Genomic DNA, 16512 nt, shown 5'->3' with positions numbered 1-16512 from the left:
GCCGGCCGGAACCCCTCCGGCTCCGGCCGGCCCGGTCTGCTGGTCAGGCCGACTTGGCGAAGGTCTTCACCAGTTTGACGATCTGGGACTTCACTTCGCCCTCGGGTATGGAGTTGATCGCCCGGGCGACCTCCAGACTCTGACGGGTGAGCGGCATGCTGTCTTCCTGCGCCGCCGCATTTGGCTGCTCCTGCAGGCCCTCGAAGAAGTGACTGACGTTGACACCCAGCACGCGGCTGATGTCCCACAGCCGGCTGCCGCTCACGCGGTTGCCACCACGCTCGTACTTCTGGACCTGTTGGAAGGTGATGCCGAGCTGTTCGGCCAACGCGCTTTGACTCATGCCGAGCTCGACTCGACGTTCACGAATCCGCCGCCCGATGTGCACGTCTGTCGGGTGAAACATGTCCCGTAATCCCCTATTGTGTGCGCCCTTGCCCCCCGGAATGCGGTGTCTTCTAATGCCGAGGGCGTTGTCGGCACGGGTTTTCATTGCCGCAATCAATGATTGCCGACCCTTCCCACGCCGTCAACGGGTGCCGAAAAAAAAACTGTCGACAATCGAGCAGACGCACGCTGCTTGATTCCCAAGGGCGATTTGCGCAATATTCGTGCGCGAATCGTGAGTCGCCGGATCCGGGTTTGACGGGTGCCGGAGCCAGATGTCACCAGATGTCATTTTGCCCGCTACTCTCACAGCCCCTGCGGGACAGCGAAGCAAGCCCAGGCACAGGGAGCCCTTCTATGCCGCGCGTCAAGCTCGATCGGATCGATCTGCGTATTCTCAAGGATCTGCAGGCTGAAGGCCGGATGACCAATGTTGAACTGGCGAGCCGCGTGGGCATATCCGCCCCGCCATGCCTGCGCCGGGTGCGCGCCTTGGAGGAAGCCGGTTTCATCAAGGGCTACCATGCCGATCTCGATGCCGAACTGCTGGGATACGAGGTGCTGTTCTTTGCGCTGGTGGGCCTGGACAGCCAGAACGAGACCGTTCTGGAGGGCTTCGAGGCGATGGTTGCGGCCTGGCCCGAGGTACGCGAGTGCCACATGGCCCGCGGACCGCATGACTTCCTGCTCAAGCTGGTGGCCCGCAACACCTCACACGAGAACGAACTGACGCGCCGGCTGACCGGCTCGCCGCATGTCTCCACGGTGCTGACCGTGCAGACGATCCGCACCTCGACGGACCGCCCGGGCGTGCCGGTGGAAGAGGAGACGGCCCTTTCCGTCCAGACGGGAGAGGAGTGATCGGGCTGAACACTGGCGCAGACCCGAGGACCGAATAGGACCTCTGCAGCGTATCGCAAGCACCAAGCCTTCATCGCACACTATACATTGGCGGCAAAGGGGCGCGGACTAGGGGAGAGGGTCAAGCACTGGCACGCCGCACCAACTCAAATCCTAGATCTAGACGGGCCGGGCCGTTGCTGTGACCGAGCTTGCGAGCCAGGATAAGCTTGCCGGTCTGATAGCCTATTTCCTTTCCGGGTACCCGCACGGTGGTAAGGCTCACGCCGTTGTTGCCGGCAAACTCGAAGTCGCCAAAGCCCGCGATCGCCAGTGCGCCCGGCACAGCCATCCCGCGGCGTCGTGCCTCGGCGAGAGCGCCGAGCGCCAGCGCATCGCTAGCGCAGAAGACGCAGTCCGTGTTCGGCCAGCGTTCAAGGAGCTGGGAAAGGCCCGCCGCTCCGGTATCTCCCTGCACGCCGGCCGGGGGCACTGGCAGGCAGCGCGGTGCGCCCATTCCCAGTTCAGCCAGCACCTCAGTATAACCTCGCGACCGCAGGTAACCGCGCCAGTCCCCCTCGGCTAAGCCGCCCAGGAAGGCGATGTGGCGATAGCCGAGCTCCGCGAGCAACCGGGTCATTGCGGCGCCGGCTTCGCGGTTTGAAAAACCGACCGCACTGTCAATGGGATGCTCGGGCAGGTCCCAAATCTCGACCACTGGCAGGCGCACGGAGGTCAACATGGCGCGCGTGCGCTCGGTGTGTTCGGAACTAGTCAGAACCAGCCCATCCGGCCTGCGGCCAAGCACCGTCGTCAGTAGGGCTTCTTCGCTTTCAGCGGAATACTGCGTGGTGCCCAGCAGCAGTTGATGCCCGCTCTCGGCCAACGCCGCATTCAATCCCTCAATCGTGGAAACGAACACGGATCCGGCGACTGTTGAGATCAGCGCCGCTATGAGGCGGCTAGAGCGCGAGGCGAGGCTTCCAGCTACGTTATCCGGCACGTAGCCGAGTGATTCTATGGCGTGTCGCACCCGCTCTCGGGTGGTTTCCGCCACCTTAGATGGCGATTTCAATACGCGCGACACTGTCATAGCGGAAACACCGGCGTGTTTGGCCACATCCGACAGGGTCGCCCAGCCCCCTTCGCTAAGGGATTCCTGGGTCGATTGACCAGCGTCCTGTTTCATTCTAGTCTTAATGTTAGCGCTCACATTCATTGCCAAGGCGAAATTGGGGAGTAAGCGAAATGCTATCCCAGGAGCAAGTTACCTTCTACCACGACAATGGCTATCTGCTGGTCGAGGATGCGGTGACACCCGAACAGCTACAGGCGTTGCGGCAAGTTACAAACGATCTTATAGAGCGCTCGCGCGAAGTGCGGGAGAGCAACGACGTCTACGATCTCGAGGAAGGTCACAGCGCTCAAGAGCCACGCCTGTCGCGCATAAAGCTCCCACATCGCCAGCATGAAGTCTACTGGAGTACCTTAATCGGCGAGCGGCTCAACGGAATTCTGCAGATGCTGCTGGGGCCAGATGTGCTGTTGCAAACGAGCAAGCTCAACACAAAGCCGCCAGGAGGCGGCGCCGCCGTGGAATGGCACCAAGACTGGGCATTCTACCCGCACAGCAATGATTCCATGCTGGCTTGCGGCCTGATGCTGAACGATGTGACCGAGGATAATGGCCCGCTGCTCGTTATTCCCGGCTCACATCGCGGGCCAGTGCTGAGCCATCACAACCAAGGCGTGTTCTGTGGCGCAGTCGATGCCGACGACCCCCTGTTCGATAAGAACAAGGCGGTGACCCTGACAGGCCGGGCGGGCAGTATGACGATCCACCATGTTCGCACGCTGCACGGGTCTGCGCCCAACCTGAGCGACCGCGCGCGGCAGGTCCTGTTCTACGAATGTCACGCTGCCGATGCTTGGCCGCTGCTGGGTGCCGGATCCTACATTCACCAACTAGGCCAGCAGGCTCTGTGGGATGATATGCACCAGCGAGTGGTTTGCGGTGCTCCCACTGTAGAACCGCGCGTGGAACAGGTTCCAGTGCGTATGCCCCTGCCGCCGGCTCCAGATGCCACCTCAATTTTCAAAACGCAGAGATCGGGCGGAGCGAAAAGCGCTTTTGCAGCCTGATACGGAGCAACCCGTCAACGGCGGACGCAAGATTCGCCTGACCGGCATTGCTGTAACCGAGTACGAACCGGGAGGAAAGACATGGTAAGGACTAATAAGCTGGCGGTGCTGGCCGCTGTCATGGGTGTTCTGTCGGCTGGCGCTGCCAGCGCACAGGAAACCCTAACCTTCGGTGGATCCGATGCAGTCGGATCGCTGATCGACAAGGCCAACCTGAAATTTACAGAACTGGTAAACGAGCGGGCCAAGGGTCAGCTCAAGGTTAACTTTATTCAGGGTGAGCAGCTGGGTAACGACATCGACGTCATTCAGCAGATGATGCAGGGCTCGGTCGATGTCTACGGCGATGTACTGGATTGGTACGGCAACTGGGTTCAGGACTTCAATATCTTGAACTGGGGGTTCACTTTCCGAGACAATGACCACATGCAGGCCTTTTTGGAGAGCGACTTGTATGGGGAGCTTACGGACGAACTGCGCCAGGAGCACGGTCTGCGTATTCTTGCAGCAGCGCCTACGCAGCCGCGGGTGCTCTTTGCGACGAAGCGGATAGAATCACCGGAGGATCTGCAAGATCTAAAAATGCGTGTCCCGGAGATCCGAGCCTACCTCCTGCTCTGGGAGACACTTGGCACGAGGCCAAGCCGTGTGGCTTGGTCTGAAATTTTTCTCGGGCTGAGTACCGGTACAATTGAGGGTGCAGAGGGACCGGTTTCTGCTGCCTATGCCCAGAAGATGCATGAACCCGCACCGTACGTGATTCGCACCGATCACTTGGTCGCCACGCATCACATCACGATGAGTGAAGAAAGCTTCCAGTCTCTGGCGCCGGAAATGCAGGAGATCGTTCAGGAAGCCGCCGAGGAAGCGGTGCGGTGGGTGCGCGCGCAGGCGGACGAGGAAACCGAAGAAATTGTCCAGCAAATGGCCGACGAAGGTGCGACCGTCGTCGAAGTTGATCGAGAGCCGTTTGCTGAGAGAGCGTTAAGTGGTGTTGAGGAGATGGAAGAAGCGGGTACGTGGAGCAAAGGGCTCTGGGAACGCGTACGCAATATGTAACCTCCTCGGAGCGGCGGGTCCCATGGACCCGCCCTCTCGGCCACTGCGGAGTTCCCTAATGCAGCGACTGCTGGCGGCGTGGCGTTCGCTTCTGAATCTGCTCGCCACCGTTGAGCGCTTGGTGTTGATTTTTCTCATCGCCAACATCGTTCTCAACATCACGGCACAGGTCATCTCCCGTTATGCCTTCGGCCGCCCGCTGGTCTGGGTAGAGGAGATTGCGATTTACTCATTTATCTGGGCAACATTTGTCGGCGCGGCGCTAGGGCTTAAGTACAGCCGTCATGTAAAGATTGAAACTTTTGTGAGCCATCTACCGTTGGGGGGCGCAGCGCTTTTGCGAGCGTTGGTGTTTGCGCTGATTCTCGGGTTCAGCGTTTGGATGCTGCCATTCGTTTGGACCAACGCAGTTCTAGAGATGAAGCGCGGTACTATATCTCTGCCGTTCGACGCTGCCATGGGATGGTTCTTCTCGGTGCCGCTGATGGTTGGGCTTAGCTCAATCGCCCTTACAGCGGCTTACCGCCTGCTGGACGAACTGAACCAACTGGCCGGTCGCGCTCCGCAACCGCCCATCACGGGCATGCCCGAGGAAGAGCAGGAGGACGAGGAAGCCGAGAAAGTGCTGGTCGGGGATCGGTCATGAGCATTGGTCTGATGTTTGCGCTGTTCGCCGCGCTTGTGCTGATTGAGCTGCCGATAGCCTTTGCTCTCGCGCTTTCGGCCGTTGGCTATCTCGCGATAGATGGCCAGCTACCACTAAACGTTGTTGTGCAGCGCATGACGTCTGGGCTGGACAGCTTCCCATTGCTTGCAATCCCCCTGTTCATCCTTGCCGGGAATATCATGAACCGTGCGGGATTGGCGGCGCGGATCTTCGCATTTGCTTTATCGGTTCTGGGCCATATTCGCGGCAGCCTCGCTCATGTGAATATTGGCGCCAGCTTGGTCTTCGCCGGCATGTCGGGCGTAGCGCAAGCCGACGCTGCAGGACTTGGCACGGTGGAAATTCGGGCGATGCGCCGCGCCGGGTTCGACCCAGCCTTCGCGGCAGCGGTAACTGCTTCCTCCTCGATCATTGGGCCAATCATCCCACCAAGTGTGATTATGGTGATTTATGCGGTGATCGCGCAAGTTTCGGTTGCGGATCTGTTTCTTGCGGGAATTCTGCCCGGTTTGCTCATGGGCGGCTTGCTGATGCTCATGATTTGGCTGATGGCGGTGACCGGAAGAATACACGCGCCGGTGCGGCCTCGCGCGTCACTGCACCAGATTGGCACAACCTTTGCCCGGGCGCTTCCGGCCTTGCTGGCGCCTGTTGTGCTGGTCGCAGGACTGTTGTCAGGCGCTGCTACACCCACGGAATTAGGAGCCATTACAGTCGTTTATGCCGCGATCATCGGGTTTCTGCAGGGCGGTCTCAACTTGCGTCGCCTTTATCGGGCGACCCTTGAGACTGGTATAACGGCCGGTGTCTTGGTGTTCATCATAGCGGCGGCAGTGCCTTTCGGTTGGGTGGTCTCGGTCAATAACCTGCCGGCACAGCTTGCCGGCACGTTGCTTTCGCTGACCGATAATCCCTATCTCATCCTGGCGTTGATGAATTTGATGCTGCTGGCTGCCGGCTTGGTGATGGAGACCACCGCGATCCTGCTCATTGCAGTTCCGGCCTTGCTCCCCCTCGCCCTTGCTTTGGATATGGATCTAGTCCACTTCGGTGTGATGGTGGTGTTGAATCTGCTGATCGGGGCGATTACGCCACCCTTCGGCGTTATCCTCTTCATCATGATGGATATCGCAAAGATTAGCTTCGCGCGGATGCTAAAGGCGATGCTGCCTTTCTATGTGCCGCTCGTACTGGCGCTGTTGGCCGTGACTTTCTGGTCAGACCTCGTTCTGTTCTTACCGGAACTGGTGGGGCGTTGACCGTCCCTTTGATAGGGGCGCGCCGCTTACCAGCGGCTTGTGCGGGCTGAAGGCCGGTCAGCGCGTGGGGACCGGGGTGTCGGTGCTGTAGTCGTAGAAGCCGCGCCCGGCCTTGCGGCCGACCCAGCCGGCCTCGACGTACTTCACCAGCAGCGGGCAGGGCCGGTACTTGCTGTCGGCAAGGCCCTCGTAGAGCACGTACATCACCGCCAGGCAGGTATCGAGGCCGATGAAATCGGCCAGCTCCAGCGGCCCCATGGGGTGGTTGGCCCCCAGCTTCATGGCCGTGTCGATGGCTTCCACCGAGCCCACGCCCTCATAGAGGGTGTAGACCGCCTCGTTGATCATCGGCAGCAGGATGCGATTGACGATGAAGGCGGGGAAGTCTTCGGCCGCGACCGGGGTTTTGGCCAGCGTGACGGTGAGCTGCCGGATGCGGCTGAAGGTTTCCTCGTTGGTCGCGATGCCGCGGATCAGCTCCACAAGCTGCATGACCGGCACGGGGTTCATGAAGTGCATGCCCATGAACCGCTCGGGCCGGTCCGTGCCCGAGGCGAGGCGCGTGACCGAAATGGAAGAGGTGTTGGTGCAGATCACCGCATCCGACTTCAGCTCTTGGCAGAGCTGCTGGAAGATGGCCCGCTTGATTTCCTCGTTCTCGGTGGCGGCCTCGATCACGAGGTCGCAGTTGTTGAGGAAATCCATGGAGACATCGGTCGAGATGCGTCCCAGCGCGGCCTTGCGGTCCGCATCGCTGAGGCGCTCCTTGCGGACCTGACGGTCGAGGTTTTGGGTGACTGCCTCGACGCCGCGCTTGAGCGGCTCTTCGCCGATGTCCTGCAGCCGGACGTCGTAGCCGGCCAGCGCACAGACCTGGGCGATGCCGCTGCCCATCTGGCCGGCGCCGATCACCCCGATGGTCGTAAAGTCCTGCAGCGTCGAGACCTGCTCGGCCATGAAACACACTCCGCGTTGGGCCTGTCAGGCGAGGGGCGGGGCCCGTCGCCTACAGAGCCTTGTCCAGTTCCTGCTCCAGTTCCGGGACCGCCTGGAAGAGGTCGGCCACCAGGCCGTAGTCGGCGACCTGGAAGATGGGCGCTTCCTCGTCCTTGTTGATGGCGACGATCACCTTGCTGTCCTTCATGCCGGCGAGATGCTGGATCGCACCGGAAATGCCGACGGCAATATAGAGCTCGGGCGCCACCACCTTGCCGGTCTGCCCCACCTGGTAGTCGTTCGGCACGTAGCCGGCATCGACCGCCGCACGGCTGGCACCGACCGCAGCGCCCAGCTTATCGGCAATCTTTTCCAGCATGGCGAAGTTCTCGCCGTTCTGCATGCCGCGGCCGCCGGAGATCACCACCCGGGCGCTGGTCAGTTCCGGGCGCTCGGACTGGGTGAGTTCGGAGCCGATGTAGCTGGATTTGCCGCTGTCCCCGGTGCCTTCCACGGCCTCAATGGCGGCGGAGCCGCCTTCCGCTGCCGCCGCGTCGAAAGCGGTGGCGCGCACGGTGATCAGCTTGCGGGCGTCGCCCATCTTCACCGTGGCCAGCGCGTTGCCGGCATAGATCGGGCGCACGAAGGTATCAGCGCTTTCCACCGCGACAGCGTCGGTGAGGGGCTGCAGATCGAGCAGCGCGCCGACCCGCGGCATCACGTTCTTGGAAAAGGTGCCCGACGGCGCGACCAGGTGATCGTAGCTCTCGGCCAGCTTGACCAGGAGTGGGGCGACATTCTCCGCCAGCAGGTGCGCATAGGCGGCGTCGTCGGCCTTCAGGACCTTGGTGACGCCCTCGACCTTGGCAGCGGCCTCGGCGGCGGCGTCGACGCCCTCACCGGCAACCAGCATATGCAGTTCGCCGCCGCTGTGGCCGGCGATTTCCTTGGCGGCGGTGACGGCGTTCAGCGTCGCAGGCTTGAGTGCGCCGCCGTCGTGCTCGGCAATGACCAGAATGCTCATCGTCAGATGACCTTCGCTTCGTTCTTCAGCTTTTCCACGAGCTCGGCAACCGAGCCCACCTTGGCGCCGCCCTGGCGCGCCGGCGGCTCGCTCACCTTGACCACGCTCAGCCGCGGGCTGGGATCGACGCCCAGGTCCTCGGCGCTCATGGTGTCTATCGGCTTCTTCTTAGCCTTCATGATATTGGGCAGCGAAGCGTAGCGCGGCTCGTTCAGGCGCAGGTCGGCGGTCACCACGGCCGGTAGCGCGACCTCAATGGTCTCCAGCCCGCCGTCGATTTCGCGCGTGACCGTCAGCTTGCCGTCGCTCTTTTCGATCTTCGAGGCAAAAGTGGCCTGCGACCAGTCGAGCAGCGCCGAGAGCATCTGGCCGGTCTGGTTGAAGTCATTGTCCACCGCCTGCTTGCCCATGAGGACCAGTTCCGGCTGTTCCTTCTCGACCACGCCCTTGAGCAGCTTGGCGATGGCGAGCGGCTGCAGCTCCGCATCGCTCTGCACCAAAATGCCGCGATCGGCGCCCATGGCGAGCGCGGTGCGGATCGTTTCCTGGCTGCTCTGCTGGCCGCAGCAAACCACCACCACCTCGCTGGCGATGCCGGCCTCCTTCATGCGCACCGCTTCCTCGACGGCGATCTCGCAGAACGGGTTCATCGACATCTTGACGTTCTGCGTCTCAACGCCGGAGCCGTCGGATTTCACGCGCACCTTCACATAGGCGTCGATCACGCGTTTGATGGCGACCAGTACCTTCATGGGCTGCCTGCTACCTTCTTGATGAGTTTCGCCGGAACAGAAACACGCACGCTCGAGGGTAATCCCCGCTACTCCAGGACCCCGTCACTCCGGGTTGCAGTGATGCCGGGGCCGACACCCGGGAACCGGCCGCCGTTCCGGCAAGCGAGCGCGCGCACGATAAGTAGACCTCCGGAGCCTGTCAATTGCGACTCCCCGCGGCTGAAGGGCGTGTCTCTCCGGCATCTCAGCCGCGATTCTGCCCCGGTACCCAGAGCACGTCGGCCTTGCCGTTGTCGTTCAGCGCCCGGGCCAGCACGAAGAGCAGATCGGACAGGCGGTTGGCGTAGCGAATAGCGTCAGCGTTGACGCTTTCCGTCTCGGCCAGCGCGGTCATCTCGCGCTCCGCGCGCCGCGCCACGGTGCGGCCGAAATGCAGCCAGGCCGAGGCGGCCGTGCCGCCGGGCAGGATGAAGGACTTCAGGGGCTCCAGCGCGCCGTTGTAGTGGTCGATCGCCTGCTCCAGGGCGTCGACCTGCGCGGCGACGATGCGCAGTGGCGGATACTTGGGGGCTTCGCTCTCGGGGGTCGCCAGGTCCGCGCCCAGATCGAAAAGGTCGTTCTGGATGCGGCTCAATAGCGCGTCCACCTCGCCCTCGGTGTGCTGGCGCGCCAGTCCGATGACGGCGTTGGTTTCGTCCACCGTGCCATAGGCGGCGACGCGCAGGTCATGCTTGACCACGCGGCGGCCGTCGCTGAGCGATGTCTTACCCTTGTCTCCGCCACGGGTGTAGATGCGCGTGAGTTGAACCATCGCGTTTCCTGCTCGCCTGTGATTACTTGCCGGCAGACAGCATCGCGATGGCGAAGAGCAGCAGCGCTGCGCCCTGCGCCAGGATGCGGTAGCGCATCAGCTTGTTGCCGTACTTCTTGTTGAACTCTCCGCCCCGGGCCATGGAAAACAGGCCAGCGAAGAGGACTCCCAGGGTGATCAGCATCGCGATCACCATGAGGACTACCATGAACGCGCTCATGACACCCAACTTAGGCCTTGCACAGGCCGGGTTCCAGCCCCGATCCGCATGTCAGCCATCACTGCCAGGCATCACTGCAGGCCGACCAGCGACTGTGCCGCCGGCGAGAAGAGCAGGGTCATGTAGCCGGCGTAGAGCAGAAGGAAGCACACCGCCTCCCGCCGCACGATCTTCCAGCCGGTCATGGAGACCACCACGAGCAGCGCCATGGCGCCTAGCATCACCCAGAAATCCAGCCTGAGTATCTCGTCCGGCACCGGGATCGGCTTGATGGTGGAGGTTACGCCCAGGATGAAGAGCAGGTTGAAGATATTGGAGCCGACGATGTTGCCGAAGGCCACGTCGGCGTGGCGCCGCAGGGCCGCGGTGACCGAGGCGGCCAGTTCCGGCAGCGAGGTGCCGACCGCGACGATGGAAACGCCGATCACCGTCTCCGAAATGCCGAGCAGCGTCGCCAGTTCGATGGCAGAGTCCACCAGCAGGCGGGCGCCGAAGACGACGCCGGCCAGCCCGATGGCCATGACGAGCAGCGCCTTCCACAGCGGCCCCTCCACAGCCTCGATCTCTTCGGCTTCCGCAACGTGTTGCGCGGCTTCCCGCGTGCTCCGGCGCTCGGAGACGTAGCAATAGACGAGGTAAACGATGAGCGCGGCGAGGAAGAGCAGGCCGGCCCAGCGGGCCATGAAACCGGTGAGCACCACGGCGCCCATGAGAAAGGCCGAAGCCATCATCACCGAAGCGTCGCGCGGGAAGGGTCCGCGCATGACGCGGATCGGCGCGATCAGGGCGGTTGCGCCGATGATCAGTAGCACGTTGGCGATGTTGGAGCCGACCACGTTGCCTATGGCGATGCCGGGTGCGTCGGCGAGCGCGGCCTTAACGGACGCCACCAGCTCCGGCGTCGAGGTGCCGAAACCCACCAGCGTGATACCGATCAGCAGAGGGGAAACGCCGAGTCGCCGTGCCGCCCCCACAGCGCCGCGCACCAGAAACTCACCGCCGGCGCAGAGCAGCACCAGACCGACGGCTAGCAGGAAGTATACCAGCAATGAACTGTCCCTAGTCTGTCGTACGCCCGCCCCCGGGGCACGCTGCTCAATCTCGGCGCAGCCGGCGCCATTTCAAGAACTCTTTGCGCAAGCGACCTCCATCGGCGCCGGGCAAAGCTTGGCCTGGACTGTCCGAAACGCTAGGACTGTCGGGAACCCGCAAGGGCAGAATGACACTTAACACGGGAGGAAAAGGCAATGCGCATCGGTTTCATCGGAACGGGCATCATGGGCCGCCCCATGGCGGGGCATCTGCAGGCGGCAGGGCACGAGCTTTTCCTCCTGCAGCACCGCTCGCCGCTTCCCGAGGAGTTGGTGAGCGGCGGGGCCACCGCCTGCAGCAGCGCGAAGGAGGTTGCCGAGAAGTCCGAGGTCGTCATCCTCATGCTGCCGGACACCCCGGACGTCGAAGCGGTGCTGTTCGCTGACGAGGGTGTCGCGGCCGGATTGCAGGCCGGCTCGGTGCTGCTCGACATGAGTTCCATCTCGCCCACCGCGACCCAGGCTTTCGCGAAACGCATTCTCGAGCAGGGCGGCGAGTATGTCGACGCGCCGGTCTCCGGCGGCGAGGTCGGCGCCAAGAATGCGGCCCTGACCATCATGTGCGGCGGCGCGCGCAAGACCTTCGATCGGGTGCTGCCCCTGCTGGAAGCCATGGGCAAGAACATCACCCTGGTGGGTGAGGAGAATGGTGCCGGACAGACCTGCAAGGTCGCCAACCAGATCGTCGTTGCGCTCACCATCGAGGCGGTGGGCGAGGCGCTGGTCTTCGCCTCCAAGGCCGGGGCCGATCCCGCCAAGGTGCGCGAGGCGCTCATGGGCGGCTTTGCCGGGTCCAAGATCCTGGAAATCCACGGCGAGCGTATGATCAAGCGCACCTTCGACCCGGGTTTCCGCATCGGCCTGCACCAGAAGGACCTCAATCTGGCGCTGCAGTCGGCGCGCGAGCTCGGCGTGGCACTGCCCAACACCGGCACCGCCCAGGCCCTGTTCAGCGCCTGCGTGGCCCAGGGCGGCTTTGACTGGGATCATTCCGCTATGGTCAAGGCCCTGGAACTGATGGCGCAGCACCCCGTGAAGGAATAGCGGGCACGGAGCTGCGCCTGCCTTTTCCGTCACGCAGACAAGCAGCGGGACAGGAGAGGTCGCGATGTACGAGCTCTACTATTGGCCGGATATCCAGGGGCGGGGCGAATTCGTTCGCCTCGCCCTGGAGGCGGCGGACCTGCCCTACCGGGATGTTGCGCGGGAGCCTGGTGGCACGGCGCGGCTCCTGGCTCTGATGCGAGAGAGCGAGCGGGGGACCTTGCCCTTTGCGCCGCCCTTCCTGAAGCAGGGCGACCTGGTGATCGCCCAGACGGCGACAATCCTCTGCTATCTGGGCCAGCATCACGGCCTGGCGCCGAGTGACGAGGCCGGCGTCCTTCGCGCGCAGCAACTGCAGCTAACCCTGGCCGACTTCCTGCAGGAAATCCACGATACCCATCATCCCATAGGCAGTGGGCTCTACTATGAAGAGCAGCAGGCAGAGGCGCGTCGGCGCACTGCCGATTTTCTCGCCGAGCGGGCGCCACGCTACCTGGGCTACTTCGAACGCGTGCTCGAGCGCGCCGGCGAAGCGGGTTTTCTCTGCGGTTCGCAGTGGGGCTATGCTGACCTTTCGTTGTTCCAGGTCATGGCCGGCCTTCGCTATGCCTTTCCGCAGGCAATGCGCCACTTGGAGCCCGGTTTTCCGCGGGTTGTAGCGCTGCATACGCACATCGCCACACTGCCGCGGCTGCGGCGCTATCTCGAGTCGGAGCGGCGCATCCCGTTCAACGAATCAGGGATTTTCCGACACTATCCCGAGCTGGATCGACCCGAGAGCCTGACGGCGGGATGAAAAGCAAGGGTTGTCGTGGCTCTTCCTCGTGCGGCCGCCGATGAGCCGCCAGAGCACGCATTTTACCCTAGCCCCGGTCATCGAATTTATGCCATATGGGTAACAACAGTTTCGCTGTGCACTTTCCGACGGTTGTGGGACAGAGCACAACGGAAGTCCTGCGGCCTGCTCTCGTGCGGCGCAGGTCGCAAAAAGAGAAACGCACGGAAACGCAACAGGAGGCACGGCATGTCTGATGCTACGTCCAGCAAATTGTCTCGTCGCAAACTGCTCAAGGGGGGCGCGATCACCGCGGGTGTCGGCGCCGCATCCTTGGCGATGCCCCAGGTATCTCGCGCGGAAACCATGACCCTGCGTATGCAGTCGTCCTGGTCTTCGAGCGACGTATTCCACGAAATGGCTGCCGACTATGTGTCGCGGGTGGAAGCCATGGCCGGTGGACGCCTGCAGATCGACCTCACCCCGGCCGGCGCCATTGTCGGCGCCTTCCAGGTGCAGGACGCCTGCAGTGATGGCGTCATCGACATTGCCCACACCGTGGCTGCCTACTGGTATGGCAAGAACAAGGCCGCCTCGCTCTTCGGCACCGGCCCCGTTTTCGGCGGCGACCCGATCCAGATGCTGGCCTGGGTCCACCACGGTGGTGGTCAGGACCTCTATGACGAACTGGTCCAGGACATCCTGGGTCTGAACGTCGTCGGCCGCTTTGGCATGCCGATGCCGGCGCAGCCGCTGGGTTGGTTCAAGGAGCCGATCGAGTCTGCCGATCAGCTGGATGGCTTGAAGTACCGCACCGTCGGCCTGGCCGCCGATCTCTTCCAGGCCATGGGCTCCGCCGTCACCCAGTTGCCGGGCGGCGAAATCGTCCCGGCCATGGAGCGCGGCGTGCTCGATGCCTTCGAGTTCAACAACCCGACTTCTGACCGTCGATTCGGCGCTCAGGACGTGGCCAAGAACTACATGATGGGCTCCTACCATCAGGCCAACGAGACCTTCGAGTTCATCTTCAACCGCGACATGTTCGAGGAGCTTCCCGACGAGCTGCGGGCCATCCTGGAGTATGGCGTCGAGGCGTCCTCCACGGCGAACCTCTCCAAGGCGATGAACCTCTACTCGGCCGACCTGCAGGGTCTGATCGAGGAAGATGGCGTCAACGTCCAGCGTACGCCGCAGGCCATCATGGAAGCCCAGTTGGCTGCCTGGGATGAGCTGCTCGATGATCTCACCGGCGAGGATGAGTTCTTCGCGAAGGTGGTCGAGAGCCAGCGCGAGTGGTGTGAGCGGGTGGTCTACTACAGCCTGATGAACGGGCCGGACTACAAACTGGCCTATCAGCACTACTATCCCGGCAAGATCGACTTCTAAGACCGGGCCTGGAACGGGGGGGCGGCGCCTTGGGCTCCGCCCCCTTTTTCTGACACCGACACGAGGAGCCGGCGGGTGACGGGTTTCATCCTTCTCATCGACAAGATCTCGATGTGGTTCGGCAAGGCTTTTGCCTGGCTGATCATGCTGATGACCCTGGGGGTCAGCTACGAGGTTTTCGTGCGCTATGTGCTGGGGCGTCCGACGCCCTGGGCCTTCGACGTCACCTACATGATGTACGGCACGCTCTTCATGATGGCGGGAGCCTATGCCCTCTCGCGCAACGCACACGTCCGCGCGGACTTCCTCTACCGGCTCTGGCCGGTCAAAGTGCAGGCGACGGTCGAGTTGATTCTCTATTTCCTCTTCTTCTTCCCCGGCGTCCTGGCGCTGATCTTCGCCGGCTGGAAGTACGCCGGAAACTCCTGGCGCTACATGGAGGTCAGTCAGTTCAGCCCGGCCAACATTCCGATCTTCCAGTTCAAGACCGTGATCGTGGCCGCCGGGGTGCTCCTGCTCCTTCAGGGTGTTGCCCAGGTCTGTCGCTGCATCGTGGCCATGCGGACCCGTGAATGGCCACAGGCGCTGGAAGACGTGGAAGAGATGGAAGCTGTTCTCCTGGCCAACAGGGACGCGGCTGCCGAGCAGGCAGCCGAAATGGAAAGCGTACAGGCGGGTGCCGGAGCGGCGCATCCGGAAAGGCAGGGGCAATGACCGATCCCCAGGTTGCGGTGTTCATGTTGGGGTTGTTCATCTTCCTCATCATGCTGGGTTTCCCGATTGCCTTCACCCTCATGGGGATGGCGGTTGGTTTTGGCTATTATGCGTACTTCGACGGGACCCGGATGTGGCGTGCCTACGACCGAGCTGTCGAGGAGGGGGCAGGCTTCTTCAACCAGGTTGACGCCTATATCGGCGCCTTCCTGAACAATCGAATATTCGATCTCTTCGTCAATCAGACCTATTCGGTGATGGCGAACGACGTGCTGACGGCCGTGCCGCTGTTCCTCTTCATGGGGTACATCGTCGAGCGCGCCAACATCGTCGCGCGTCTCTTCTCCACCTTGAACATCGCCGCGCGCAACCTGCCGGGTTCCATGGCGGTGGCAGCCCTGATCACCTGTGCGCTCTTCGCCACGGCAACGGGCATCGTCGGCGCCGTGGTCACGCTCATGGGCCTGCTGGCTTTCCCGGCCATGCTGAAGGCGCGCTATAACACCAGCTTCGCGGCGGGCGTGATCTGCGCCGGCGGCTGTCTTGGCATCCTCATTCCGCCCTCGATCATGCTGATCGTCTACGCGGCGACATCGGGCGTTTCCATCGTGCGCCTCTACGCCGGGGCGCTCTTCCCGGGCTTCCTGCTGGCCAGCCTCTATGTGATGTACGTGCTGATCCGGGCCTGGATGCAGCCGCAACTCGCGCCCAAGCCCAGCAAGGAAGAGGTGGGCGAGGTGAGCACCGGTCGACTCATCGTCATGCTGCTTACCTCCTTCTTCCCGCTCGCAGTGCTGATCCTTGCGGTGCTGGGTGCCATCCTCTTCGGCCTGGCAACGCCGTCGGAGGCTGCGGCCATCGGTGCGCTGGGCGGGTTGACCCTGGCTGCCGCCTATCGCGCGCTCACCTGGGACAGGCTGCGGGAATCGGTCTATCTGACGGTGAAGACCTCGGCCATGGTCTGCTGGCTCTTCGTGGGCTCCTGGACCTTCGCCTCGGTCTTCTCCTATCTCGGCGGCGAGCATGTGATCAGCGATTTCGTGGTCGGCCTGCAGCTCTCGGCCATCACCTTCCTGATCCTGGCGCAGATCATCATCTTCCTGCTCGGCTGGCCGCTGGAGTGGAGCGAGATCATCATCATCTTCGTTCCCATCTTCCTGCCGCTGCTGGCGCACTTCGATATCGATCCGCTGTTCTTCGGAATCCTGATTGCGCTGAATCTGCAGACCTCGTTTCTGACACCACCCATGGCCATGGCTGCCTATTACCTGAAAGGAATATCGCCACCTCACGTGCAGCTGGTGGACATCTTCAAGGGCATCGCGCCCTACCTGGTGATGATCGTCTTCTGCATGTTCATCCTCTATGTCTTCCCGCAGATCGCTTTCTGGCTGCCGCAACAGATCTACGGGCGATAGGAGAC

Annotated in this window: 18 protein-coding genes; 10 read left to right on the top strand and 8 right to left on the bottom strand. The window is 62.5% G+C overall.

Annotated elements, in window-relative coordinates:
• Positions 1 to 43: 43 nt before the first annotated feature.
• On the bottom strand, positions 44 to 406 hold the full coding sequence (locus tag ABZ720_RS05735) for a helix-turn-helix domain-containing protein (RefSeq protein ID WP_275820893.1): 363 nt from the start codon (positions 404 to 406) through the stop codon (positions 44 to 46).
• 338 nt (positions 407 to 744) lie between these two features.
• On the opposite strand from ABZ720_RS05735, the gene ABZ720_RS05730 reads away from it, so the two are divergent.
• Complete coding sequence (locus ABZ720_RS05730) at positions 745 to 1248, top strand: Lrp/AsnC family transcriptional regulator (protein WP_366554552.1); 504 nt, start codon at positions 745 to 747, stop codon at positions 1246 to 1248.
• Positions 1249 to 1369: 121 nt separating this feature from the next.
• Here ABZ720_RS05730 and ABZ720_RS05725 read toward each other — a convergent pair whose 3' ends face one another.
• Positions 1370 to 2416, bottom strand: a complete 1047-nt coding sequence (locus tag ABZ720_RS05725; RefSeq protein WP_366554551.1) for a LacI family DNA-binding transcriptional regulator — start codon at positions 2414 to 2416, stop codon at positions 1370 to 1372.
• A 59-nt stretch (positions 2417 to 2475) separates the two neighbouring features.
• On the opposite strand from ABZ720_RS05725, the gene ABZ720_RS05720 reads away from it, so the two are divergent.
• The 4 genes from ABZ720_RS05720 (at position 2476) to ABZ720_RS05705 (ending at position 6354) form a co-directional block, all read left to right on the top strand.
• On the top strand, positions 2476 to 3369 hold the full coding sequence (locus ABZ720_RS05720; RefSeq protein ID WP_366554550.1) for a phytanoyl-CoA dioxygenase family protein: 894 nt from the start codon (positions 2476 to 2478) through the stop codon (positions 3367 to 3369).
• A gap of 81 nt (positions 3370 to 3450) precedes the next feature.
• Positions 3451 to 4428, top strand: a complete 978-nt coding sequence (locus tag ABZ720_RS05715) for a TRAP transporter substrate-binding protein (protein ID WP_366554549.1) — start codon at positions 3451 to 3453, stop codon at positions 4426 to 4428.
• Positions 4429 to 4486: 58 nt separating this feature from the next.
• Positions 4487 to 5074 carry a TRAP transporter small permease gene (locus ABZ720_RS05710; protein ID WP_366554548.1) on the top strand — a complete coding sequence of 196 codons (588 nt, stop codon included), beginning with the start codon at positions 4487 to 4489 and terminating at the stop codon, positions 5072 to 5074.
• The gene (locus ABZ720_RS05705) at positions 5071 to 6354 is read left to right on the top strand and encodes a TRAP transporter large permease (RefSeq protein ID WP_366554547.1); all 1284 of its coding nucleotides are present in this window, start codon (positions 5071 to 5073) and stop codon (positions 6352 to 6354) included. The genes ABZ720_RS05710 and ABZ720_RS05705 overlap by 4 nt, the downstream gene beginning before the upstream one ends.
• 57 nt (positions 6355 to 6411) lie before the next feature.
• Here the strand turns inward: ABZ720_RS05705 and ABZ720_RS05700 are convergent, their stop codons facing one another.
• The 6 genes from ABZ720_RS05700 to ABZ720_RS05675 form a co-directional block, all read right to left on the bottom strand.
• Positions 6412 to 7311 carry a 3-hydroxybutyryl-CoA dehydrogenase gene (locus ABZ720_RS05700; protein WP_366554546.1) on the bottom strand — a complete coding sequence of 300 codons (900 nt, stop codon included), beginning with the start codon at positions 7309 to 7311 and terminating at the stop codon, positions 6412 to 6414.
• 49 nt (positions 7312 to 7360) lie between these two features.
• Complete coding sequence (locus ABZ720_RS05695; RefSeq protein ID WP_366554545.1) at positions 7361 to 8314, bottom strand: FAD-binding protein; 954 nt, start codon at positions 8312 to 8314, stop codon at positions 7361 to 7363.
• Between the two features lie 2 nt (positions 8315 to 8316).
• A complete protein-coding gene (locus tag ABZ720_RS05690; RefSeq protein ID WP_366554544.1) occupies positions 8317 to 9066 on the bottom strand; it encodes an electron transfer flavoprotein subunit beta/FixA family protein in 750 nt (249 codons plus the stop codon).
• 226 nt (positions 9067 to 9292) lie between these two features.
• Positions 9293 to 9859, bottom strand: a complete 567-nt coding sequence (locus ABZ720_RS05685; RefSeq protein WP_366554543.1) for a cob(I)yrinic acid a,c-diamide adenosyltransferase — start codon at positions 9857 to 9859, stop codon at positions 9293 to 9295.
• Positions 9860 to 9881: 22 nt separating this feature from the next.
• A complete protein-coding gene (locus ABZ720_RS05680; RefSeq protein ID WP_366554542.1) occupies positions 9882 to 10067 on the bottom strand; it encodes a twin transmembrane helix small protein in 186 nt (61 codons plus the stop codon).
• Between the two features lie 83 nt (positions 10068 to 10150).
• A complete protein-coding gene (locus ABZ720_RS05675) occupies positions 10151 to 11128 on the bottom strand; it encodes a calcium/sodium antiporter (RefSeq protein WP_366554541.1) in 978 nt (325 codons plus the stop codon).
• Between the two features lie 198 nt (positions 11129 to 11326).
• Here ABZ720_RS05675 and ABZ720_RS05670 point away from each other — a divergent pair, with 198 nt between their 5' ends.
• From ABZ720_RS05670 to ABZ720_RS05650, 5 genes are all read left to right on the top strand, one after another.
• Positions 11327 to 12214 carry a 2-hydroxy-3-oxopropionate reductase gene (locus tag ABZ720_RS05670; RefSeq protein WP_497006764.1) on the top strand — a complete coding sequence of 296 codons (888 nt, stop codon included), beginning with the start codon at positions 11327 to 11329 and terminating at the stop codon, positions 12212 to 12214.
• Positions 12215 to 12278: 64 nt separating this feature from the next.
• On the top strand, positions 12279 to 13010 hold the full coding sequence (locus tag ABZ720_RS05665; protein WP_366554540.1) for a glutathione S-transferase: 732 nt from the start codon (positions 12279 to 12281) through the stop codon (positions 13008 to 13010).
• A gap of 228 nt (positions 13011 to 13238) precedes the next feature.
• Positions 13239 to 14375, top strand: coding sequence for a TRAP transporter substrate-binding protein (locus tag ABZ720_RS05660; protein WP_366554539.1), 1137 nt, complete (start codon positions 13239 to 13241; stop codon positions 14373 to 14375).
• 75 nt (positions 14376 to 14450) lie between these two features.
• Entirely contained in the window at positions 14451 to 15089 is a 639-nt protein-coding gene (locus ABZ720_RS05655) for a TRAP transporter small permease subunit (protein ID WP_366554538.1), read from the top strand.
• A complete protein-coding gene (locus ABZ720_RS05650) occupies positions 15086 to 16507 on the top strand; it encodes a TRAP transporter large permease (RefSeq protein WP_366554537.1) in 1422 nt (473 codons plus the stop codon). The genes ABZ720_RS05655 and ABZ720_RS05650 overlap by 4 nt, the downstream gene beginning before the upstream one ends.
• Positions 16508 to 16512: the final 5 nt, after the last annotated feature.

This window comes from Aquibaculum sediminis, from assembly GCF_040712085.1.
Classification (GTDB): domain Bacteria; phylum Pseudomonadota; class Alphaproteobacteria; order Kiloniellales; family DSM-21159; genus Aquibaculum; species Aquibaculum sediminis.
This window is presented reverse-complemented; position numbering and strand designations above follow the sequence as displayed.